Annotated in this window: 21 protein-coding genes and 1 pseudogene; 12 read left to right on the forward strand and 10 right to left on the reverse strand. The window is 60.0% G+C overall.

The window, feature by feature from the left end; all coding sequences use genetic code 11:
* Nucleotides 1–9 precede the first annotated feature (9 nt).
* The 4 genes from AC1M7R_RS04655 to acs all read right to left on the reverse strand — a co-directional run bounded on the left by AC1M7R_RS04655 (nt 10) and on the right by acs (nt 4856).
* Complete coding sequence (locus AC1M7R_RS04655) at nt 10–708, reverse strand: ABC transporter permease (protein WP_072394894.1); 699 nt, start codon at nt 706–708, stop codon at nt 10–12.
* A complete protein-coding gene (locus AC1M7R_RS04660; protein ID WP_072394896.1) occupies nt 705–1394 on the reverse strand; it encodes an ABC transporter permease in 690 nt (229 codons plus the stop codon). Before AC1M7R_RS04660 ends, AC1M7R_RS04655 begins: the two co-directional genes overlap by 4 nt.
* A 90-nt stretch (nt 1395–1484) precedes the next feature.
* On the reverse strand, nt 1485–2258 hold the full coding sequence (locus tag AC1M7R_RS04665) for an ABC transporter substrate-binding protein (RefSeq protein ID WP_072394898.1): 774 nt from the start codon (nt 2256–2258) through the stop codon (nt 1485–1487).
* Nucleotides 2259–2900: 642 nt separating this feature from the next.
* Entirely contained in the window at nt 2901–4856 is a 1956-nt protein-coding gene (gene acs, locus AC1M7R_RS04670; protein ID WP_072394900.1) for an acetate--CoA ligase, read from the reverse strand.
* 427 nt (nt 4857–5283) lie between these two features.
* Between acs and AC1M7R_RS04675 the strand changes: the two genes are divergently transcribed.
* The 4 genes from AC1M7R_RS04675 (at nt 5284) to AC1M7R_RS04690 (ending at nt 8795) form a co-directional block, all read left to right on the forward strand.
* A complete protein-coding gene (locus tag AC1M7R_RS04675) occupies nt 5284–5547 on the forward strand; it encodes a DUF2790 domain-containing protein (protein WP_072394902.1) in 264 nt (87 codons plus the stop codon).
* Nucleotides 5548–5578: 31 nt separating this feature from the next.
* The gene (locus tag AC1M7R_RS04680) at nt 5579–5794 is read left to right on the forward strand and encodes a hypothetical protein (RefSeq protein ID WP_072394904.1); all 216 of its coding nucleotides are present in this window, start codon (nt 5579–5581) and stop codon (nt 5792–5794) included.
* A 501-nt stretch (nt 5795–6295) separates the two neighbouring features.
* On the forward strand, nt 6296–7543 hold the full coding sequence (locus AC1M7R_RS04685; RefSeq protein WP_072394906.1) for a ribonucleotide-diphosphate reductase subunit beta: 1248 nt from the start codon (nt 6296–6298) through the stop codon (nt 7541–7543).
* A 265-nt stretch (nt 7544–7808) separates the two neighbouring features.
* Complete coding sequence (locus tag AC1M7R_RS04690) at nt 7809–8795, forward strand: hypothetical protein (RefSeq protein WP_490610269.1); 987 nt, start codon at nt 7809–7811, stop codon at nt 8793–8795.
* 4 nt (nt 8796–8799) lie between these two features.
* On the opposite strand, the gene AC1M7R_RS04695 is transcribed toward AC1M7R_RS04690, so the two are convergent.
* Nucleotides 8800–9612 (reverse strand): sulfite exporter TauE/SafE family protein, encoded by an 813-nt coding sequence (locus tag AC1M7R_RS04695; protein WP_072394911.1) that lies wholly within the window; start codon nt 9610–9612, stop codon nt 8800–8802.
* Nucleotides 9613–9721: 109 nt separating this feature from the next.
* On the opposite strand from AC1M7R_RS04695, the gene AC1M7R_RS04700 reads away from it, so the two are divergent.
* Nucleotides 9722–10510: an AraC family transcriptional regulator gene (locus AC1M7R_RS04700; protein ID WP_072394913.1), complete on the forward strand. Its 789-nt coding sequence runs from the start codon at nt 9722–9724 to the stop codon at nt 10508–10510.
* A 70-nt stretch (nt 10511–10580) separates the two neighbouring features.
* Nucleotides 10581–10898: a helix-turn-helix domain-containing protein gene (locus tag AC1M7R_RS04705; protein ID WP_072394915.1), complete on the forward strand. Its 318-nt coding sequence runs from the start codon at nt 10581–10583 to the stop codon at nt 10896–10898.
* Nucleotides 10899–10919: 21 nt separating this feature from the next.
* On the opposite strand, the gene AC1M7R_RS04710 is transcribed toward AC1M7R_RS04705, so the two are convergent.
* On the reverse strand, nt 10920–11978 hold the full coding sequence (locus tag AC1M7R_RS04710) for an MBL fold metallo-hydrolase (protein WP_072394917.1): 1059 nt from the start codon (nt 11976–11978) through the stop codon (nt 10920–10922).
* 192 nt (nt 11979–12170) lie between these two features.
* On the opposite strand from AC1M7R_RS04710, the gene AC1M7R_RS04715 reads away from it, so the two are divergent.
* Nucleotides 12171–12779, forward strand: a complete 609-nt coding sequence (locus AC1M7R_RS04715; RefSeq protein WP_072394919.1) for a TetR/AcrR family transcriptional regulator — start codon at nt 12171–12173, stop codon at nt 12777–12779.
* A gap of 3 nt (nt 12780–12782) precedes the next feature.
* Here AC1M7R_RS04715 and AC1M7R_RS04720 read toward each other — a convergent pair whose 3' ends face one another.
* Entirely contained in the window at nt 12783–13730 is a 948-nt protein-coding gene (locus AC1M7R_RS04720) for a LysR family transcriptional regulator (protein WP_072394921.1), read from the reverse strand.
* Between the two features lie 15 nt (nt 13731–13745).
* On the opposite strand from AC1M7R_RS04720, the gene AC1M7R_RS04725 reads away from it, so the two are divergent.
* A complete protein-coding gene (locus tag AC1M7R_RS04725) occupies nt 13746–14456 on the forward strand; it encodes a CTP synthase C-terminal region-related (seleno)protein (RefSeq protein WP_072394923.1) in 711 nt (236 codons plus the stop codon).
* A complete protein-coding gene (locus AC1M7R_RS04730; protein WP_072394925.1) occupies nt 14453–14767 on the forward strand; it encodes an antibiotic biosynthesis monooxygenase family protein in 315 nt (104 codons plus the stop codon). The genes AC1M7R_RS04725 and AC1M7R_RS04730 overlap by 4 nt, the downstream gene beginning before the upstream one ends.
* A 66-nt stretch (nt 14768–14833) precedes the next feature.
* Here the strand turns inward: AC1M7R_RS04730 and AC1M7R_RS04735 are convergent, their stop codons facing one another.
* Nucleotides 14834–15160 carry a DUF2025 family protein gene (locus tag AC1M7R_RS04735; RefSeq protein WP_072394927.1) on the reverse strand — a complete coding sequence of 109 codons (327 nt, stop codon included), beginning with the start codon at nt 15158–15160 and terminating at the stop codon, nt 14834–14836.
* A gap of 240 nt (nt 15161–15400) precedes the next feature.
* Between AC1M7R_RS04735 and AC1M7R_RS04740 the strand changes: the two genes are divergently transcribed.
* The 3 genes from AC1M7R_RS04740 (at nt 15401) to AC1M7R_RS04750 (ending at nt 18221) form a co-directional block, all read left to right on the forward strand.
* Complete coding sequence (locus AC1M7R_RS04740; protein WP_072394929.1) at nt 15401–16528, forward strand: glycerophosphodiester phosphodiesterase; 1128 nt, start codon at nt 15401–15403, stop codon at nt 16526–16528.
* 154 nt (nt 16529–16682) lie between these two features.
* Nucleotides 16683–16988 (forward strand): PepSY domain-containing protein, encoded by a 306-nt coding sequence (locus AC1M7R_RS04745; RefSeq protein WP_072394931.1) that lies wholly within the window; start codon nt 16683–16685, stop codon nt 16986–16988.
* A gap of 210 nt (nt 16989–17198) precedes the next feature.
* Complete coding sequence (locus tag AC1M7R_RS04750; RefSeq protein WP_072395429.1) at nt 17199–18221, forward strand: transporter; 1023 nt, start codon at nt 17199–17201, stop codon at nt 18219–18221.
* Between the two features lie 105 nt (nt 18222–18326).
* On the opposite strand, the gene AC1M7R_RS04755 is transcribed toward AC1M7R_RS04750, so the two are convergent.
* On the reverse strand, nt 18327–19094 hold the full coding sequence (locus AC1M7R_RS04755; protein WP_371128597.1) for a methyl-accepting chemotaxis protein: 768 nt from the start codon (nt 19092–19094) through the stop codon (nt 18327–18329).
* A 165-nt stretch (nt 19095–19259) separates the two neighbouring features.
* Nucleotides 19260–20063 (reverse strand): annotated as a pseudogene (locus AC1M7R_RS04760) (hypothetical protein); the annotation flags it as partial.
* Between the last annotated feature and the right edge of the window lie 33 nt (nt 20064–20096).

Genomic DNA, 20096 nt, shown 5'->3' on the forward strand with positions numbered 1-20096 from the left:
GATGCGTTATCAGTGCTTGCGCGGGGCCAGGTAACTCAGCCAGCGACGCTCGGCCAGCTTGAACAGGCGCACCAGGATGAAGGTCAGGCACAGGTAGAAGGCACCGGCCGTGATGTAAGCCTCGAAGGGCAGGTAATACTGGGCGTTCACCGTGCGCGCGGCGCCGGTGATGTCGATCAGGGTCACGATGGACGCCAGGCTGGTGGTCTGCAGCATCATGATCACCTCGTTGCTGTATTGCGGCAGCGCCCGACGCAGGGCCGACGGCAGCAGGATCCGGCGATACAGTTTGTAGCGCGACATGCCCATGGCCTTGGCCGCTTCGATCTCGCCGTTGGGCGTGGCCCGCAGGCTGCCGGCGATGATCTCGGCAGTGTAGGCACTGGTATTGATGGCGAATGCCAGGCATGCACAGAAGGTCGCACTGGACAGCCACGGCCAGAGGAAGCTTTCGCGTACGATCTCGAACTGCGCCAGCCCGTAGTAGATCAGGAACAGCTGCACCAGCATCGGGGTGCCGCGAATCACATAGGTGTAGAGCCAGGCCGTCATATTGACGATGGGCTGCTTGGACACCCGCATCAGCCCCAGGGGCAACGCCGCCAGCAGGCCGAAGAACAACGACAGGGCCAGCAGCTTGAGCGTGGTCAGCAGGCCACTGAAGTACAGCGGCAAGGCATCGAAGATGACGTTGTAGTCGAAGATCATAGATCAGCCGCCCTTACGCCTACCGAGTAGCGCTTCTCGAGGTGACGCAATGCCAGCAACGAGACACTGGTGATCACCAGATACATCGCCGCCACTGCCAGGAAGAAGGTAAAAGGCTCGCGAGTGGCATCCGCCGCCTGCTTGGCCTTGAACATCATGTCTTGCAGGCCCACCACCGAGATCAGTGCGGTAGCCTTGGTCAACACCAGCCAATTGTTGGTGAAGCCCGGAATCGCCAGGCGAATCATCTGCGGCACCAGCACCCGGAAAAACACCTGGACGCCGCTCATGCCATACGCCATGCCCGCCTCGGCCTGACCCTTGGGAATCGCCATGAACGCACCACGAAAGGTTTCCGACAGGTACGCACCGAAGATGAAGCCCAGGGTGCCGATGCCGGCCGCCAGCGGGTTCAGGTCGATGTAGTCGTCATACCCGAGCAGCGGCGCGACACGGTTGAGCAGATCCTGGCCACCGTAGAAGATCAGCAGGATCAGCACCAGGTCGGGGATACCCCGGATGACCGTGGAATACAGGTCGCCCAGCCAAGCCAGCCAGCGCACCGGCGAGAGCCGCAACGCGACGCCGATCAGCCCCAGGACGATGGCCAGGGCCATGGACGACAAGGCGAGCTGAAGCGTCAACCATGCGCCATCGAGGATGACAGCCCCGTAGCCTTTCAACATGATTCAGGTCCTCGAAAGTGGGATGAAAAAATGGCGCAAACCGCAGGGAGCCTGTTGCTTGCGCCATTTCGCCCGAGTAGCGGGACGGTATTACTTGCCGTAGATGTCGAAGGCGAAGTACTTGTCCTGGATTTGTTTGTACTTGCCATTTTCGCGAATGGCAGCGATTGCGCCATTGATCTTGTCTTTCAGCGCATCACCCTTGCGAACCGCGATGCCGATACCGTCGCCGAAGTATTTCTCGTCGGTGAAGGCCGGGCCCACGAAGGCGAACCCCTTGCCGGCGTCGGTCTTGAGGAAACCGTCATCCAGCAGGGTGGCATCGGCCACGGTACCGTCGAGACGACCTGCGGAAACATCCAGGTAGATCTCGTTCTGCGAGCCGTACGGCTTGATCTCGGCACCCAGCGGGGCCAGGACTTCGCGAGCGAAACGCTCGTGGATCGAGCCGCGCTGCACGCCAATGTTCTTGCCCTTGAGCTCGGCCAGGCTTTCGCTGACCTGGGTACCGGACTTCATCACCAGGCGAGCCGGAGTGTTGTAGTACTTGTTGGTGAAGTCGACGGACTTCTTGCGATCTTCAGTGATGGACATGGAGGACAGGATCGCGTCGATCTTGCGCACCTTCAAGGCGGGAATCAGGCCATCGAACTCCTGCTCGACCCACACACACTTGACCTTCATCTCTTCGCACAGCGCATTGCCGATGTCGTAGTCGAAACCGACGATGCTGCCGTCCGGGGCTTTCGAGGCGAACGGAGGATAAGCCGCCTCGATACCGATCTTCAGCGGTTTCTCATCGGCGAACGACGACAGGGACAGCACGGACAGTGCCAGGGCGCCAAGCAGCACAAGTTTCTTCATCTTGGGACTCCATCGGTAAAGGGCAAAACGGCAGAGTGAGCAACAGCCCAATATGCGAATGGGTAAAACGAACTCAGGTGCTGCGTCCTAGGAAGCCCACGTTTTATTCAACGCAGGCCACGACGAGCGAGTGATCGGCATTCTAACGACAGGTCGGAAGCCGATATTTCTTCAATGCGACAACAAATTACAGAAGCACCGAGAAAGCTGTTTGAGCACATTGACAGCTCCGCAAATTCATGCAAGAGCAAAAGAAGGGGAACCGATCCATGCTGCAAATTGCGGGCCCATTATTGGCAAACCCTTCTAATCCGGCAAGCACAGCGTGTCGCCTTATTTTACAAGACGCCCGAAGCCGCCCTATGACGGGGCTTCACGTTTCACATCGCCCCGTTGTGGCGCCTTTGGTTACACATTTCAAAACACCGGTAACGCTCAGACACCTCCTGCTTCAAACGCCGATATTTATTCATTCGCCGAACCTGTGGCGAGGGAGCTTGCTCCTGCGGGCTGCGAAGCAGCCCCAAAGCCAGGCACCGCAGTCACTCGAACACCTGACCTGTGGCGAGGGCGCGCGCCAGCCCCACGAAAAAGCCCCGCTCGGCAAAACCGGGCGGGGCTTTTCGGTGTTACGGATTACCGTCAGGCGACGTTCATGGTCTTGTGGGTCTCGATCAGGTGCGCCACTACGCTCGGATCGGCCAGGGTGGAGATATCACCCAGGCTGTCGTATTCGGCCGTAGCGATCTTGCGCAGGATACGGCGCATGATCTTGCCCGAACGGGTTTTCGGCAGCCCCGGCGCCCACTGGATCACATCCGGCGACGCAATCGGGCCGATCTCCTTGCGCACCCAGTTCTTCAGTTCCAGGCGCAGGGCCTCGCTGGTTTCCTCGCCGGCATTCAGGGTGACGTAGACATAGATGCCCTGCCCCTTGATGTCGTGCGGCACACCGACCACCGCCGCTTCGGCGACTTTCGGGTGGGCGACCATGGCGCTTTCGATCTCGGCGGTGCCCATGCGGTGGCCGGATACGTTGAGCACGTCGTCCACCCGACCGGTGATCCAGTAGTACCCATCCTCATCACGACGCGCACCGTCACCGGTGAAGTACATGCCGCTGAAGGTCTTGAAGTAGGTATCGACGAAACGGTCATGGTCGCCGTACAGCGTCCGCGCCTGGCCTGGCCACGAATCGAGGATCACCAGGTTGCCTTCGGCGGCGCCTTCGATCAGGTTGCCGAGGTTGTCCACCAACGCCGGTACCACGCCGAAGAATGGCCGCGTGGCCGAACCCGGCTTCAAGGCTGTGGCACCTGGCAACGGGCTGATCAGCACGCCACCGGTTTCGGTCTGCCACCAGGTGTCGACGATCGGGCAACGCTCCTTGCCCACGTTCTTGTAGTACCAGTCCCAGGCTTCCGGGTTGATCGGCTCGCCCACCGACCCCAACAGGCGCAGGCTGCTGCCATCGGCACCGTCGACAGCGGCGGTACCCGAAGCCATCATCGCGCGGATGGCGGTCGGCGCGGTGTAGAGGATATTGACCTTGTGCTTGTCGATGACCTGCGCGACGCGGGTGATGTCCGGATAGTTCGGCACGCCTTCGAACAGCAAGGTGGTCGCGCCATTGGCCAGCGGGCCATAGACGATGTAGCTGTGGCCAGTGACCCAGCCGACGTCGGCGGTGCACCAGTAGATCTCGCCCGGCTTGTAGTCGAACACGCGCTCGTGGGTCAGGGCCGCATACAGCAAGTAGCCGGCGGTGGTGTGCTGCACCCCCTTGGGCTTGCCGGTGGAACCGGAGGTATAGAGGATGAACAGCGCCTCTTCGGCACCCATCTCCTTCGGCGCGCAAACGGTACCCGCCACCTTCATCAAGTCTTCGTACCAGATGTCGCGGTGCTGGTTCCACTTGATGTTGCCAGCGGTGCGCTTGCACACGATGACTTTCTGGATGCTGCTGGTTTCCGGGTTGGTCAGCGCATCGTCGACGTTGGCCTTGAGGGGGATCTTCTTGCCGGCACGAATGCCTTCGTCGGCGGTGATCACCACTTTGGACCTGCAGTCGATGATCCGGCCGGCCAGCGCCTCGGGGGAGAAGCCACCGAACACCACCGAGTGGATCGCGCCGATCCGGGCACAGGCCAGCATGGCGACCACGGCCTCGGGAATCATCGGCATGTAGATCGTCACTACGTCGCCGCGGTGCACGTCCTGGCCACGCAGCGCGTTGGCGAACTTGCACACTTCTTCATGCAGCTCGCGATAAGTGATCTTGCGGCTCTCGGCAGGGTCGTCGCCCTCCCAGATGATCGCCACCTGGTCACCGCGCTCGGCCAGATGGCGGTCGAGGCAGTTGTAGGACACGTTCAGGGTGCCATCGGCGAACCACTTGATGTCGACGTGGTGATCGTCGAAGGATGTCTGCTTCACCGTGGTGAACGGCTTGATCCAGTCGAGGCGCTTGGCCTGCTCGCGCCAGAAACCATCCGGGTTGACCACCGACTGCTGGTACATGGCCTTGTAGGTCGCCTCGTCAGTCAGCGTACTGGCCGCTACCTCGGGACGAACGGGATACAGGGAAGCCGCACTCATCTTTCTTACCTCGGTGACAATAGTTGTTTTTGTATGGGTCCGTTGTAGCTCGGCGCGGGCCTATGGAACCATTCGACGATGGTAGTAACAAGTCCCTACAAAGTGTCGGTAATCCCTCCCGAGGCCCGTTTTCAGAGCACTTCCCTATGACAACGGGCGTGCTCGCCACAGCGTCGGTGATCCAGACCATTGGCCGCAGACAGCGCCCCGTTCCCGGCGATTATTACCAAATCAACCAAAAGTGTTTATCAAAACCCGGTCTGTTTGCGTCCGGCCCGGCTCCCTAGAATCCATCTCGCCAACCGGCAAACACGATTAACGCAACACAGCCCCCACGAAGGCCGTTAATCCAACTTCCAAAGCCAGCTCCACACGCAACCCCAAAAAGGTTGCGTGAACCCACTCGACCTCAAGAAAGGTGAATCAGATGAAAGCTCTATGGGTCCTGGTCCTCGGCAGTCTTTGCGCCAGCGCAATGGCAGACGAGGTCCCGACCGATGTCGCACAGCAACAACCGGCCATCGAGGAGTACACCTACTCCACCCACCTGGACATCGCCAAAGTCATTTACATGAGCGAGATTCCGAACGTCTGCGAAGTGGTCCCGGCGAAGATGGAATACGAAGATTCGAAGGGCCAGCTCCACATCCTTCGCTACAGCATCATGGGCAACGGTTGCTCCAACGGCTGACCGACGTGTGAACGAACCAGGAGCAACCACCATGAAAAGCAAACTGTTCTGCGCCTTGACCCTGTCCGTACTGGCCAGCCATGGCTTCGCCGCCGACGGCTTCGATCACACCGGTTCCGCCGTCGCTATCGATCGCTACAACCTCTCGAACAGCGCCACGGTCGCCACCAATGCCAACGACCACACCGCTTCGACGAGCGTCGCTGCCGATGGCAGCGACCGCACCGATTCGGCGCGCATCGATTGATCATTATTGGCAGTTTCCAAGGCCCGACTCCGGTCGGGCCGGGTTGTGTCTGGGACCGCCGAAAACCCTCGACAAACACAACATGTAGTGCAAAACCGCAAAAACAGATCGTTTTTTGATCAAAACCTCTCGCCATTCGACCCATGCAAAAAAAATCTTCAGTGGTCCTTTCCTGACGCAAGCCTTGTAAACTCTCGCTCCGACGCGGATATGCCACCCCGCCACCTCCTCCGTGGGCGATTTCGCCGCACCACGTAGGCAAAAAAGTCCTTATAATGCCGCCTTAAACGGGCCTGCAATATTCCCTTACAGGGGATCAAGCCAGCCTGAAGCCTACGCAAAGGCACATTGCCTCTTCGCGTTCACAGCCGCTTCGGCATGACCCGTACATTTTTCTGTTTATTGCCTGCGTCAGCTGCTGCAACAAACGATTTTCCAAGATCCAACGCGGCCAGTAGGCCTTCACCGGGCATCTGGCCCTCACGCAGGAGACGACACGTCATGCTGAGCTGGGACGAATTCGACAAAGAAGACGGCGAAGTTGCTGTAAAAAGCACCAACGCCGGCCACGCTTCTGAAGCCAACATGGACCGCCTCGACAGTGCCGGCGGTGCCGCCGCACTGGAAGCGCGCGCCGTGACGGCCAGCGACTCGGCGGCGATCATTCGCGCCAAGGCCGCCCTCGACAAACTCGACATCGCCGAAGGCCTCGCCGAACTCGAAGGCGCCTCCGCCCGCGTCGCCGTCGATGAAAAGCGCATGATCAACTGCCGCGCCGACCTCAACCAGCTCGTGCCTTTCAAGTACGACTGGGCCTGGCAGAAGTACCTGGACGGTTGCGCAAACCACTGGATGCCGCAAGAAGTCAACATGACCGCCGACATCGCCCTCTGGAAAAACCCGGAAGGCCTGACCGACGACGAACGCCGCATCGTGATGCGCAACCTGGGCTTCTTCTCCACCGCCGACTCCCTGGTGGCCAACAACCTGGTCCTGGCCGTGTATCGCCTGATCACCAACCCGGAATGCCGCCAGTACATCCTGCGCCAGGCGTTCGAAGAGGCGATCCACACCCACGCCTACCAGTACTGCATCGAATCGCTGGCCATGGATGAAGGCGAGATCTTCAACATGTACCACGAGATCCCATCGGTGGCGAAAAAAGCCGCCTGGGGCCTGAAATACACCCGCTCCATCTCCGACCCGACGTTCCAGACCGGCACCCCGGAAACCGACAAGGAGCTGCTGCGCAACCTGATCGCCTACTACTGCGTCCTGGAAGGCATCTTCTTCTACTGCGGCTTCACCCAGATCCTCTCCATGGGCCGGCGCAACAAAATGACCGGCGTCGCCGAGCAGTTCCAATACATCCTGCGCGACGAATCCATGCACCTGAACTTCGGCATCGACGTGATCAACCAGATCAAGATCGAAAACCCGCACCTGTGGGATGCCGAGATGAAGGAAGAAGCGACCCAGATGATCCTGCAGGGTACGCAGCTGGAGATCGAATACGCCCGCGACACCATGCCTCGCGGCGTGTTGGGCATGAACGCGGCGATGATGGAAGACTATCTGAAGTTCATCGCCAACCGTCGCCTGTCGCAGATTGGTCTGAAAGAAGAGTATCCAGGCACGACTAACCCGTTCCCTTGGATGAGCGAGATCATGGACTTGAAGAAAGAGAAGAACTTCTTTGAGACTCGGGTGATTGAATACCAAACCGGCGGCGCGCTTAGCTGGGACTGAGTTCTCTCACGACAAAACAAAGGGCTGCCATTAGGCAGCCCTTTTTCATTGGGTCAGAAAGCACCGTTGGATGTAGGCGCGTTAAGGACTTCTTGCACCTGGCATCGGGATTGCTCCGCAAGCCAGCGAAAGCACAGTCTCTCGCCACAGGTTGCCAGGCGAGTCGGGGGACACCGGCTTACTGCCGTGTTTGCAAAACAATCAGTGCATCTCACCCCACCACCCGCTATTAATACCCTTTTGTTCTCAAGGACCCGAGCCCGTCATGAAATTCGACCTCGCCTACTGCCTCAGCCTCGACGACAAGTTGTCGATCTATGACGTACGCGATTTGAATTTCGACGAGACCATGGACTTCGACTCCGCCAAGGAGCATTTCCAGTGCCCCAACGATGTTTGTCGAATAGCGTTCGACGCGACGAATGTATTGGGGACATTCAATGCCAAGAACGTGAACTACGTACGCACGCCGCACTTCAAGAACATCCCCAGTACGCGGCATATCGAGGGTTGCCCCTATGCCAGTCTAAAGACCCCGGCGTCTGGCCTGGAGGCGGATGGTGAGGAATCGGATGACGCTCGGGAAGAACATTTTCCTTCGGAGCTATTGCTGGCTCGGCGCGAGTATGTGCGCAAGCCGTCCAGCCCGACGGTGACGACCGATGGAATACGCGAAGAACGCGCGCCTTCCCTCGCCAGTCATGGCGAGCACCCGGGCCGTGGTTCGGCACCGGACAGGACCCATGTCTTCGCTCATCCGGTGGAGTGTTTCGTATCGAACTTCGCGGACAAGGCGTTGCTCAAGCGCATGCCCCTGAAGATCGGCGAGCATACGGCACCCTACGCCTCGTTCTTCAAGAAGATCGAGTACCTGCTGGACAACAGGGGATTGATCTACTGGGGCAGGATCAAGGAGATCAAGGACTACACGCAGAGTTTTCGCATCGACTTCGAACAGAAGGTCTGGTTCAAGCAACCGGATGAGACAAAGAAGAAGCCTTACTCGGTCAATGTCTACCTGAGCAAGAAACTGATCGACAACTACCGCAAGCGCAAAGCGTTCCTGGAAGAAATCAAGCACGCCGTGGACAGTGACGCGCCGTTGTACTGCTTCTTTTATGGGGTGACGCCGGAGTTGAAACAGGTGCCGAGCAAGCAAAACCCCGACCAGACGTTCGGAGTATTCAGCGCCAATATCGAGAACCTGGATCACTTCATCATCCGGGAAGCACCGGGGCTGGCCGACCAATAACCCCCTACCCCGACAACATTGCGCCCATCACCACCATCAGCAGCCCGACATATACCCGCGCATGCAGTCGATCCGGTATCCGCCCGACCCATGGCATTGCCAGGCGGATGCCCAGTACCGCACCGAGCGTGAGTACAGCGAACGCCAGCAGGTCCACATATCCGACGAACCACGGCCCGAGGTCAGCTCCGGTGAGGCCGGCCAAAGCCATGTAGGTAACGGTACCAGCCAAAGCGACAGGCAAGCTCAGTGGATTTGCCATCGATGTAGCCTGGGACATGCTCAAGCCACACCGGCGAAGCAGCGGCACAGTCATGACACTGCCACCGACACCCAGGAACGTGGCGATGATTCCGACAGCAGTACCTCCCAACGTCGTCTCCAGTGTCGACAGGGAGCGAGGGACGACGTCGCTCTGGCGTGTAAGAAAACCTCGCCGTAGCAAGCAATCCAGAATGGTCAGGGCCAGGTAGGCGCTGAAGACGTAGCGAATGATTTCGCCGCTCATCCAGGTGGCAGTCATCGCACCGAGGGCCGCGCCCAGGGCGATGAAGGCACCGAACGGCCACAGGTAATGAGCAAGCAACTGACCGGCGCGCTGGTGTTTTCGGGTCGCGACCAGAGCGTTGACGATCATGACGCAGGTGGAGGTCGCCACGGCGATGTGCATCGCCGACTCACCGATGGCGTCATTAGCGTGACGTGCCATCAGCCAGCGGTAGATCAGCGGTACGACGACAAAGCCGCCGCCAAACCCGAACAGCACGGCGGTCACGCCGCTCAGGCAGCCGAAACAGGCGAGCAATAGGTAGGACATCAGAGAAATCCACTACCGGAGAAAGGTGTCGACGATAGGTAAACGAGACATGGCCCGCTGTAGCAAACTGGCCAATAATGTTTGCGTTTACGCCAAAACGAGGCTTTCGATGCGCAATGGTTCGATCGATGTATTGGATGCGACGCCCCGGGCTGTGGTCGCCATCGGCACCGACTATCCCCATGGATACCTGTTGCCGCTACACCGCCATCGCCGTGCGCAGTTGCTCTACGGTGCAACTGGGGTGATGAAGGTCAGCACGCAGGACGGTAACTGGGTGGTGCCGCCGCAACAGGCGGTATGGATTCCGCCAGGGGTCGCCCATGAAGTGTTGATGCTGGGCGTCAGCACGCGCAGCCTGTACCTTGAACCAGCTGTCATCACAGGCATGGACAGCCGTTGCCAGGTCATCGGCGTGTCGCCCCTGATGCGCCAGCTTCTGATAGAGGCCGTGGAGCTTGTACCGGACTACGACGAAGCCGGACGCGATGGTGCGCTGGTCCGACTGCTCTTGCATGAGCTGCTGCGCAGCGCCCCTTTGCCATTGCACCTTCCATTGCCCAAGGAGCCCCGCTTGCTGGGCCTGTGCCAGATCTTCCTGGCAAAACCCGACGCCCATGCGTCGCCTGTGCAATGGGCCGAGCAGTTGCACGTCAGCCTGCGATCGTTCAATCGCCTGTTCAGGCAGCATACGTCGCTGAGTTTCAGCCAATGGCGACAACAGGCCTGCGCCCTGTCGGCATTGTCTCGATTGGCTGTAGGAGATTCAGTGACCAGGATTGCCCTTGATCTGGGCTATGACAGTCCCGCGGCGTTCTCCACGATGTTTCGAAGGATCCTGGGCCAGGCCCCGAGCGCCTGGCTGGAGAAAACCACCGGTCATCCATCAAAAAAATGAGATTGATCCGGGCTCAAAACAACTGTACAAAAACACAGTATTTTTGAACCCACCGCTTTGGAGAACCCCCATGGCCTCTCTCGCAATCAAAACCACCCTGGAACGCATCGCTGTCTACCAGTTCACCCCCGCCCACAGTGCCCAGGCCCGAGCCATGCTGGGCTGGAGTGTCGAGGAATTGTCCCGCCAGTCCGGTGTTTCAGTTCCGGCCATACGGCGCTTCGAAGCCGGCGGGGAGTTGCGCGACGTGACGCGCCTGGCCCTGGCCTTTCGACTGGAAGCCGAGGGCCTGGTGTTCTTCCCTGGCTTCGCACCGGGGCGCGGCATGAACATCAAGGGTGCCACGCCGGATCCCATGGAGCGGGCCGATTACGCGATGATCGAATGACCCTGCGGGTGTGACACGGTATCAGGCCATACCGGTCTGGTTCTGGTAGGCCGACGCCTCCACATCCAGCCACCAGGCCCGGCCACGTTGCGGTTGCGTAAGGCTGAAGGCTTCGCCCATCCGCGGCGTGGTGATGAGAACGTTACGCTCCCAGGCCAGGGCCAGGATTCGGTCGAAGGGTTCGTACCAGGCATGCATCGACAGGTCGAACGTCCCGTTATGGATCGGCAGCAGCCAACGGCCCCTGAGGTCGATATGCGCCTGGAGGGTCTGTTCGGGCTGCATGTGGATCAGGGACCATTCGATGTTGTAGGCACCGGTTTCCATCAGGGTCAGGTCAAAGGGGCCGTAGCGATTGCCGATGCGTTTGAAGCCATCGAAATAACCGGTATCGCCGCTGAAGAAAATCCGGGTGTCACCGTCGATCATCACCCACGAGGCCCACAACGTGCTATTGCCGTCGAACAGGCCCCGACCGGAAAAATGCTGGGAGGGGGTGGCGATGAACTCGATACCGTCCACCTCGGTGCCCTGCCACCAGTCCAGCTGACGCACCTTGCTGGCGTCGACGCCCCATTTGACCAGGGTGTCGCCCACTCCAAGTGGCGTCAGGAAATGCTCGGTCCTGTCGGCGAGCTGGATGATGGCCTGGTGATCGAGATGGTCGTAATGATCGTGGGAAAGAATCACCGCCTCGATGGGCGGCAGCTCTTCCAGGCTGATGGGCGGTTGGTGAAAGCGTTTAGGGCCGGCCCACTGCACCGGGGAGGCACGCTCGGAAAAAACCGGGTCGGTCAGCCAGAATTTGTCCCGAAGCTTGAGCAGTACGGTGGAATGGCCCAGGCGAAAGACACTGCCATTGGGCGCCGCCAGCAGCTCGGCACGGGTCAACGGCCGGACCGGGACGGCGCCCTTAGGGCGGGTGTCGCGGGGCTTGTGGAAGACCATGTTCCACAGAATGCGCAAGGCCTTGCCGACCCCTTCCCGAGGCGTCGAGGCGTGGTTGCGATACTTTCCTTGCTCCCGTCGAGACGCGGGATGAATAGATGAGCTGTCGGACGAAATAGAGGGATGGGTCATGATGCGATAACTCCAAGGGCGTCACTGGCATTGCGCTTCGCCGTTGTTGAACGCTAAATGGCCGTTGCATGCACGCTCAGCCGTTCGCTTGATGGTAAAACTACACCGACCGGTGTAGGTTGCAGACTGCATCACTGCCGACAACAAGTAAACCACCGAGTGTAACTTATCTTTTCTGGACTATTTTTACCCATGACCGTACCGCAGCGCCTCACCGACCGAAAACGCGAAGCCATCCTGGAGGCCGCCATTGCCGAATTTCGCAGCAGTGGTTTCGATATCACCAGCATGGACAAGATCGCGGCAACGGCCGGTGTGTCGAAGCGCACGGTGTATAACCACTTTCCGAGCAAGGAAGAACTTTTCGCTGAGATCCTGAACCGGTTATGGAACAGCGTGACGGCAGAGCAGGAAACCGCCTACGACCCCGACAGGCCTCTGCGCGAGCAGCTTCGTCGATTGCTGCAAGCCAAACTGCACATGCTGGCGGACGATAACTTCCTCGACCTGGCGCGCATCGCCATCGCCGCAACGATCCATTCTCCCGAGCGGGCACAGAACATGGTTGCGCGCATGGGACAGCGTGAAGAAGGCCTGACGGCCTGGATTCGCCAGGCCCAGGCCGATGGCCGGTTGAAAGCTGTGGAGCCGGCCTTTGCCGCCCAGCAGATGCACGGGCTGATCAAGACGTTCGCCTTCTGGCCGCAGATTTCCATGGGCCAACCTGGCCTGACCGCTGAGCAACAGACCCAGGTGGTTGAATCGGCCCTCGACATGTTCCTGGCCCATTACCAGCGTTGATACTCAACGCAGCCGCACGCTACGCCCCAGTTCATCGAACAACGTCACCACCGAGCGCAAGGCCCGGCAGTCTGGCCGGGTCAGGAGCCAAAGCGCCGTGTCGTAGCCAGCCAACGGTTCACCCAAGGACGTGAGGCCCTGGGCGTCGTCGACCAGGAAGTCCGGCAGCGCCGCGATGCCCAGGCCGGCGCGCACCAGCTCGGTGACCGAGAGCATGCTGTTGCAGCAATAAGCCGGTATCACGCCGGGAAAATGCTGGCGGCGCCAGGTCACGGTGGGGTGGTCGGGCAGGAAGTCGTCGGGCGCGATCCAGGTCATTGCTGCCAGGTCATCCGAAGTCACAGCGCACAGGTAAGACGGGCTAGCACATACCCGGAAGGTCACATCACCCAGATGTCGGCCGACCAGGTGCTCCGGTGGCGTGCGGGTCAATCGCAATGCGATATCAGCGTCGCGGCGACTCAGGTTGGCGAAGTCGTTGGACGTACTCAGTTCCAGGTGCAACGCCGGATAGGCGGGCATGAACCTCGCCAGAGCAGGCAGTAACAGCGCTTGCAGGACCGAGTCGGTACAGGTCAACCGCACCGTGCCGCTGACCACCTCCCCGCCCTGCTCCACGCCGATACGCGCAGCTTCCAGGGCTTGCTCGGCACGCTCGGCCTGTTCGGACAATGCCTGTGCCAGGCTCGTGGGCAAATACCCGGCACGGCTCTTCTCGAACAGTGGCTGTCCCAGCGACGCCTCAAGCCGACGCACCGAACGAAACACCGTCGATACGTCCACCTGCAACAGCCGTGCGGCCCGAGCCAGGGAGCCGCCACGCACCAGCGCCAGAATCAGGGACAGGTCGGGATAGTCCAGGCGATATTGCGTCGATGCATTGAGCACTTGGGTAAACGCCAATATTGATTGCGTGAACGCCAATCTATAGTGGCGGCCAGGAATCAACAAGCGGCAGGCCTCCCCATGGAAAAACAGCGTCCTTCGCACATCGCCCTTGTCGGCGATCATGACCCGCAGATAATCGCCCACCGGGCCATTCCCCTGGCCCTGGAGATGATTGGCCAGCAAACCGGCCAGCTCGTGAGTTTCCAATGGCTGGCAACGGAATCCATCAGTCATGGGAGCGTTCTGGAAGGCTTCGACGGCATCTGGTGCGTGCCCGGCAGTCCTTACCGAAACGAAACCGGGGCCTTGGACGCCATTCGTTTTGCCCGCGAACAGGGTCGCCCTTTCCTGGGCACCTGCGGCGGTTTCCAACATGCGATGCTGGAATATGCCCGCAACGTCATGGGCTGGGCCGATGCCGTCCATGGCGAAACCGCCCCGCAAGCCGAACGCATCCTGCTGACACCGCTGAGCTGTGCTCTGATCGAAACCATCGACAGCCTTGGGCTCGTAGCGGACTCATTGACGGCCAAGGCTTATGGTCGCCAGACGGTGTTCGAAGGGTATCGGTGCCGCTTCGGCGTCAATCCGCGGTTCGAGAAGGAGCTATTGGACGGACCGCTGTACGCCGTCGCCAGGGATCCGGCCGGCGAGCTGCGCGCCGTGGAACTGCGGGGACATCCGTTCTTTGTCGCCACGCTGTTCCAGCCTGAGCGCGCGGCCTTGGAAAACCGCATCCCGCCGCTGGTCAATGCATTTGTCGAAGCCTGCCGGAGCTTAGCCCCGTGAGTGAACATTATTACGCCGTTATCTTCACTTCCCTGCGCACCGATGCAGACCAAGACTACGCCGAAGCCGCCGAGCGCATGCTGGCGCTGGCCAGGGAACAGCCGGGTTTTCTCGGCGTCGAATCGGCCCGTGGCGAGGACGGCCTGGGCATCACGGTTTCCTACTGGAGCAGCGAAGCGGCGATCCAGAGCTGGAAGCGGCATCCTGAACATCGTGCAATCCAGGAGCGCGGTCGCGCCACCTGGTACACCCATTTCCACACGCGGGTGTGCAAGGTCGAACGGGAATATGCGTTCCAGCGCCAGGTCTGAGCGCGCTTCTTGCCCCCGTGGTGAGGGACCTGCCCAACACCACGCGATTGCCGATATCCGCCCGGTTCAGCCGTTCACCAACTGACGCACCGCCATGATCTCCGGCAGGTCACTACGTGCCATGTACACCCGCAGGGGTTCGGTAAGGTTGATCCGATCGTCGATGTTCTGGTCCAGCAGCAACTGGATCCGCTCGCGCTTCAGGATCATGGTGCCTTGGGCGGCAGGGGCCCAGACGAATTCGCTGGTGGGGATAATGCCGTCGTCGGCCACGTCCATGCCGAAGGCGTCTTCGCTGAAACGCACGATGTACTGGCCGGTCTTGCGGTTCAGGCCGACAAAACCCTGGAGCTGATCGGCGGCCTGGCAGATGAAGGTCGAAGTGGTGCGCATGGTAAACCTCATGGATGCGTCCCGTGGGACGTCTGATCGATGGTTTACACGCAGGGCAAGCGATTGTGTTCAGGTCTCCCTCTGCCGGGGAAACTGTTGCCGCCAAGAGTACTGCAAAGCCGCCTGAAAAGCCGTGGGAAAAATCTGCTTTACGCAGCTTTGTGTCGGTCTGGCGATAGCGTTCGGCGCATCGAGTTGTTAAAAGATAGGTTTTTGCGAACCTACGAAAGGAACTCGAGCATGCCTGTTACCTTCACCCGCAGCGCCTTGATGTTGAGCCTGTTGCTCGGCTTCGGTCAGACACACGCAGCCGAGGCCTCGACTCCCAAGGCATTGGCGACCCTCCAGGGCATCCCCCATCCGGCAGTGATCGCCCACCGTGGCGCTTCATTCGACGCGCCGGAATCCACCGCCGCGGCCTACAAGCTGGCCCGCGACCTGGGCGCCGATTACCTGGAGCTGGATCTGCAACGCAGCAAGGACGGTGTGCTCTTCGTCCTGCATGATGACAGCCTGCTGCGCACCACGGACGTCGCGACCAGGTTTCCCGAACGCAAGGACAGCCCCGCCAATGCGTTCACCATGGCGGAACTCAAAACCCTCGACGCTGGCAGTTGGTTCAATGCCGCCTACCCGGATCGGGCGCGCCCTGCGTTCGCAGGGCTGAAAATCCTGACCCTCGATGAAGTCATCAACATCGCCGAAGGCAATCCGGCCCAGAAGCCCGGGCTGTACATCGAAACCAAGGAGCCGAAACTGTTCCCGGGTATCGAACGCGACCTGAAGGACAAGCTGCAGGACCGTGGCTGGCTGAGCCCGGCCGGGTCCAAGCTGGCCAAGAGCGCGACCGGCGTGGGCCAGGGCAAGGGCAAGGTGGTCTTGCAGACCTTCGAGAAGAGCAGCCTGGAACTGCTGCACAAAGAAATGCCGAAAGTGCCCAAGGTCCTGTTGCTGTGGGTAGGCGAAGGCAATATCGAGCCAAAATCCAAGGTGACGTTCGCCGAGTCCGGCGAAACGGACAAGGCGGTCTATTACGCCAGGCAGGAGCCCAAGGACCGAGCCGAATTCGAGAAATGGGTACGTTACGCCAAGGACCAGGGCGCAATCGGCACAGGCCCTTCCGCGGCGTTGACCCATGGGGGCAGCCAGAGCTATGCGGACCTGGTACAACCCTGGATGAACCAGTACACCCATGACCAGGGCTTGCTGGTGCACGTCTACACCGTGGACGAAGCCGTGGATTTCAAGAAGGTGATGGATGCCGGCGTGGATGGCATCTTTACCAACCGCGCCAGTGAACTGCTCAAGTACTTCAAGCGTCCTGAGACTGGCAGCGTCGTGCAGTTGCTGGAGAAGAACGGTTACTAAACTACGTCAGCCTATGGGTTGAACACATTGGGCCCATAGGCCTTGTTCTGCGCTTTTCTTGATTCTTTTGAAATTAAGGGTGAATTAAGTTGCCAGAGTTAGCCTGAGCCCACTTAAACAACACACCCTTTCGATGACACCAAGGAAAGAACTTATGAAAACTTTGACTGCCCTGTTCACCGCCGCCGCCCTGACCCTCACCGCTGGCCTGGCCCAAGCGGACGTACGCATCGACCAGGTTCCACAACTGGTCAAGGAAGGCAAGATCAAATCCCTGGAGTCGATGAATGAGGAAGCCCTGAAACTGCACCCGGGCGCCACCATCACCGACACTGACCTGGATAACCACTTCAATGGTTACGAATATGAAGTGGAACTGAAAACCGCCGACGGCAAAGAGTTCGATGTCGACTTCGATGCGACAACCGGCAAAGTCCTCAGCAACAAGCAAGACAGATAATTCGCAGGCAAGACAATAAAAGCCGCACAACTTTCGAGTTGTGCGGCTTTGTTTTTTCCAGGTGAAAGAACTTGTAACTCCATTGCGCAACCCGGCTCTTTCAGGCCATACCCTTGCCGTCCAACTGTCACACAACCATCAAGAAAGCTTGCGATGATGGCCTCAAGTGAACCTGTGGATGCCACAGGCACTTCCCGCCAGCGAGACCTCATGAACCACAGCCTCGACCAAAGCCATCGCGACCCGGACCTGTTCGGCCTGCTCTATGGATTTCGTTTCAAACCCGGCGAACGCGGGCGGGAGATCGACTCGGCGCAGGCCCTGCAATATCTGCAGCAATCGCAAGACGACAATGCATTCCTCTGGCTGCACCTGAACCTGGCCCACGCGGCGTGCGAACGCTGGATGAAAAGCCATCTGCGCCTGCCACAGGAATTTTTCGAAGCCTTGCATGAAGGCTCGCGTTCGACCCGCATCGAGCATGTCGATTCGGCGCTGCTGGCAGTGGTCAACGACGTGGTGTTCAACCTCAGCAGCATGGTTTCCTCGGACGTCTCCACCCTGTGGGTTTGCGTGCACAGCCGATTGATTGTCAGCGCACGCCTGCAACCCCTGCACTCGGTGGACAAGCTGCGCTCTTCGGTCAAGGCCGGCGAATGCTTTCGCTCGCCACTGGAATTGCTCGTGCACTTGCTACGCGATCAGGGCGAAGTGCTGACTCAGATCGTGCGCAAGACCAGCCTCAGCGTCGACCAGATCGAGGATGAGCTGCTGTCGTCGCGACTTTCAACCAACCGCGCCGAACTGGGCGCCAACCGCCGGGTACTGGTGCGTCTGCAACGGCTGCTGGCCCTGGAACCGGGTTCGCTGCTGCGCCTGCTCAACCGCCCGCCGCAGTGGTTGCAGAAAGAAGACGTCAAGGAACTGCGCAAATCCACTGAGGAGTTTGCCCTGATCATCAACGACCTCACCGCGTTGAGCGAGCGGATCAAGCTGCTGCAGGAAGAAATCGCCGCCAATCTCAACGAACAGACCAACCGTTCCCTGTTCACCCTGACGGTGGTCACGGTACTGGCCTTGCCCATCAACATCATCGCCGGTTTCTTTGGCATGAACGTCGGCGGCGTGCCCCTTGCAGACGATCCCGAAGGTTTCTGGGTCCTGGTAGTGCTGGTGGCGACCTTCACACTGATCGCCGGTCGATGGGCGTTCCGTAAGCGACGCGACTATTGAGCCAGGCCTTGCCAACGTCCTGAGGCGACGGTGCGCCGGAATCAGTCGTGGCGAGAGCGATCCCCCCCTCGCCACGACTGCGACAGCCTGCCCGGATAAAGCAGGTCAGGCACTCAACCGCGCCGTCACTTCGTTCAACTGCCCCGACAAGCCATGCAGGCCTCTACTGGCGGTTTCAGTGCGCTGTACGTTGTCCAGGTTGGTGCTGGCGATACAGGTGATTTCGGTCAGGTTGCGCGAAATATCCTCGGCCACCGACGTCTGTTCTTCCGCAGCCGTGGCGATCTGGCGGTTCATGTCGCGGATCGCCTCCACAGCCTGGGTGATACGTTCGAGCATGGCTCCAGCCTGGGTCACCTGTTGCACGCTTTCCTCGCTGCGGGTCTGGCCGCTTTCGATGGCCTGGGCCGCGTCCACCGCGCCGGTTTGCACGGTCTGGATGATCTGGTTGATCTCGATGATGGAAGAGGCCGTACGCTGCGCCAGGCTGCGCACTTCATCGGCCACTACCGCGAAGCCGCGCCCGGCCTCACCGGCACGGGCCGCTTCGATGGCCGCGTTGAGGGCCAGCAGATTGGTTTGTTCGGCGATGCCGCGAATCACTTCGAGCACTTTGCCGATGCGCCCGCTGTCGGTTTCCAGCTGGCGGATCACCGTGGCGGTATTGGCGATTTCGCCGCGCATGCGTGTGATGGTATGGATGGTTCCCTGCATGACCTTCTCGCCCTGCTGCGCCGAATGATCGGCATCGTCGGCCGCCCGCGCGGCGTCGGCGGCGTGGCGCGCCACCTCCTGGGCAGTGGCGGACATCTCGTTCATCGCCGTGGCGACCTGGTCGGTACGTTCGAATTGCTCGTTGGTGCCCTGGCTCATCAGGCCGGCGATGGCATTGAGTTCGCCGCTGGCGCTGTCCAGCTCCGAAGCACTGCGCTGCAAGCGCGAGAAAGTTTCGGCGAGAAAATCACGCAAGGTATTGGCCGCCAGGGCCAGGTCGCCCAGTTCATCCTGGCGGTGGCTGACCACTCGCTCGGCGAAACGGCCGCGGCTCAGTTGAGTCACGTATGCAATCAGGCTCCGGATGGGCTGTACCAGGTTGCGATTGACCAGCCACAGGCTGAACACACCGATCAGCAGGCCCGACACCAGCATGATTGCGGTGCCCGACAGGATCGTACGATCGGCACCGGCACTGATCAGCACCGACTGCTCCTTGCTCAGCTTGCGAAGCTCGATGACCAGTTCGCTCATCTGCTCGCTGGTTGCACGGTCGACACCCTTGACTGCGGCGTCGCCTGCCGCCGCATCGCCGCCCGCAGCGACGAAAGCATCACGGCCCTTCTGATAGGCCGCGCCCAACTGACGATGTTCGCTGCGCAATTGTTCAAGGCGGGTCTTGATGGTTGCCGGTACACCTTCGCGCCCGATCAATTCTCCCAGGATCCCCTGGACATCGCGCTGGCGATCCTCGAACTGCTTCCAGTACTTATCCAGGTCCGCCGGTTGCTTGCCACGCAACAGCACGTTTTTCCACTCCTGGACCTGCACCTTGAATTGCAGGTTGGCCTCATCGATCAACTGCGAGGCGCGCAGCGGCCCATCGATCAGGCTTCGATAGTTCTGGATGCCATCGGAAAGGAAATGAAAGGACGCCAGGGCGATCAGCAACATCGCCAGCAGGCTCCCGCTCAGCAGAGCAAGAATCTGGGCTCTCAGGGATTTTTGCAGAAACATGGAGGCAGCTCTCCAGGAAGTGATAAGGCCAGGCCCCGAACAGTGCGTCCGGACTTCCTTGTCTCGCGCAAGCCATGTCACGGCATGAATGCGGGGATATGTCTTGAACATCGACCTGTCATCCGCGTTCTTGAGCGCTTGCGA

This window comes from Pseudomonas sp. MS01C9 (assembly GCF_058202755.1).

Coding starts and splice junctions, on each gene's coding strand:
- AC1M7R_RS04655 (WP_072394894.1), bottom strand. CDS start 708: ATGATCTTCGACTACAACGTCATCTTCGATGCCTTGCCGCTGTACTTC.
- AC1M7R_RS04660 (WP_072394896.1), bottom strand. CDS start 1,394: ATGTTGAAAGGCTACGGGGCTGTCATCCTCGATGGCGCATGGTTGACG.
- AC1M7R_RS04665 (WP_072394898.1), bottom strand. CDS start 2,258: ATGAAGAAACTTGTGCTGCTTGGCGCCCTGGCACTGTCCGTGCTGTCC.
- acs (WP_072394900.1), bottom strand. CDS start 4,856: ATGAGTGCGGCTTCCCTGTATCCCGTTCGTCCCGAGGTAGCGGCCAGT.
- AC1M7R_RS04675 (WP_072394902.1), top strand. CDS start 5,284: ATGAAAGCTCTATGGGTCCTGGTCCTCGGCAGTCTTTGCGCCAGCGCA.
- AC1M7R_RS04680 (WP_072394904.1), top strand. CDS start 5,579: ATGAAAAGCAAACTGTTCTGCGCCTTGACCCTGTCCGTACTGGCCAGC.
- AC1M7R_RS04685 (WP_072394906.1), top strand. CDS start 6,296: ATGCTGAGCTGGGACGAATTCGACAAAGAAGACGGCGAAGTTGCTGTA.
- AC1M7R_RS04690 (WP_490610269.1), top strand. CDS start 7,809: ATGAAATTCGACCTCGCCTACTGCCTCAGCCTCGACGACAAGTTGTCG.
- AC1M7R_RS04695 (WP_072394911.1), bottom strand. CDS start 9,612: ATGTCCTACCTATTGCTCGCCTGTTTCGGCTGCCTGAGCGGCGTGACC.
- AC1M7R_RS04700 (WP_072394913.1), top strand. CDS start 9,722: ATGCGCAATGGTTCGATCGATGTATTGGATGCGACGCCCCGGGCTGTG.
- AC1M7R_RS04705 (WP_072394915.1), top strand. CDS start 10,581: ATGGCCTCTCTCGCAATCAAAACCACCCTGGAACGCATCGCTGTCTAC.
- AC1M7R_RS04710 (WP_072394917.1), bottom strand. CDS start 11,978: ATGACCCATCCCTCTATTTCGTCCGACAGCTCATCTATTCATCCCGCG.
- AC1M7R_RS04715 (WP_072394919.1), top strand. CDS start 12,171: ATGACCGTACCGCAGCGCCTCACCGACCGAAAACGCGAAGCCATCCTG.
- AC1M7R_RS04725 (WP_072394923.1), top strand. CDS start 13,746: ATGGAAAAACAGCGTCCTTCGCACATCGCCCTTGTCGGCGATCATGAC.
- AC1M7R_RS04735 (WP_072394927.1), bottom strand. CDS start 15,160: ATGCGCACCACTTCGACCTTCATCTGCCAGGCCGCCGATCAGCTCCAG.
- AC1M7R_RS04740 (WP_072394929.1), top strand. CDS start 15,401: ATGCCTGTTACCTTCACCCGCAGCGCCTTGATGTTGAGCCTGTTGCTC.
- AC1M7R_RS04745 (WP_072394931.1), top strand. CDS start 16,683: ATGAAAACTTTGACTGCCCTGTTCACCGCCGCCGCCCTGACCCTCACC.
- AC1M7R_RS04750 (WP_072395429.1), top strand. CDS start 17,199: ATGAACCACAGCCTCGACCAAAGCCATCGCGACCCGGACCTGTTCGGC.
- AC1M7R_RS04755 (WP_371128597.1), bottom strand. CDS start 19,094: ATGAGCCAGGGCACCAACGAGCAATTCGAACGTACCGACCAGGTCGCC.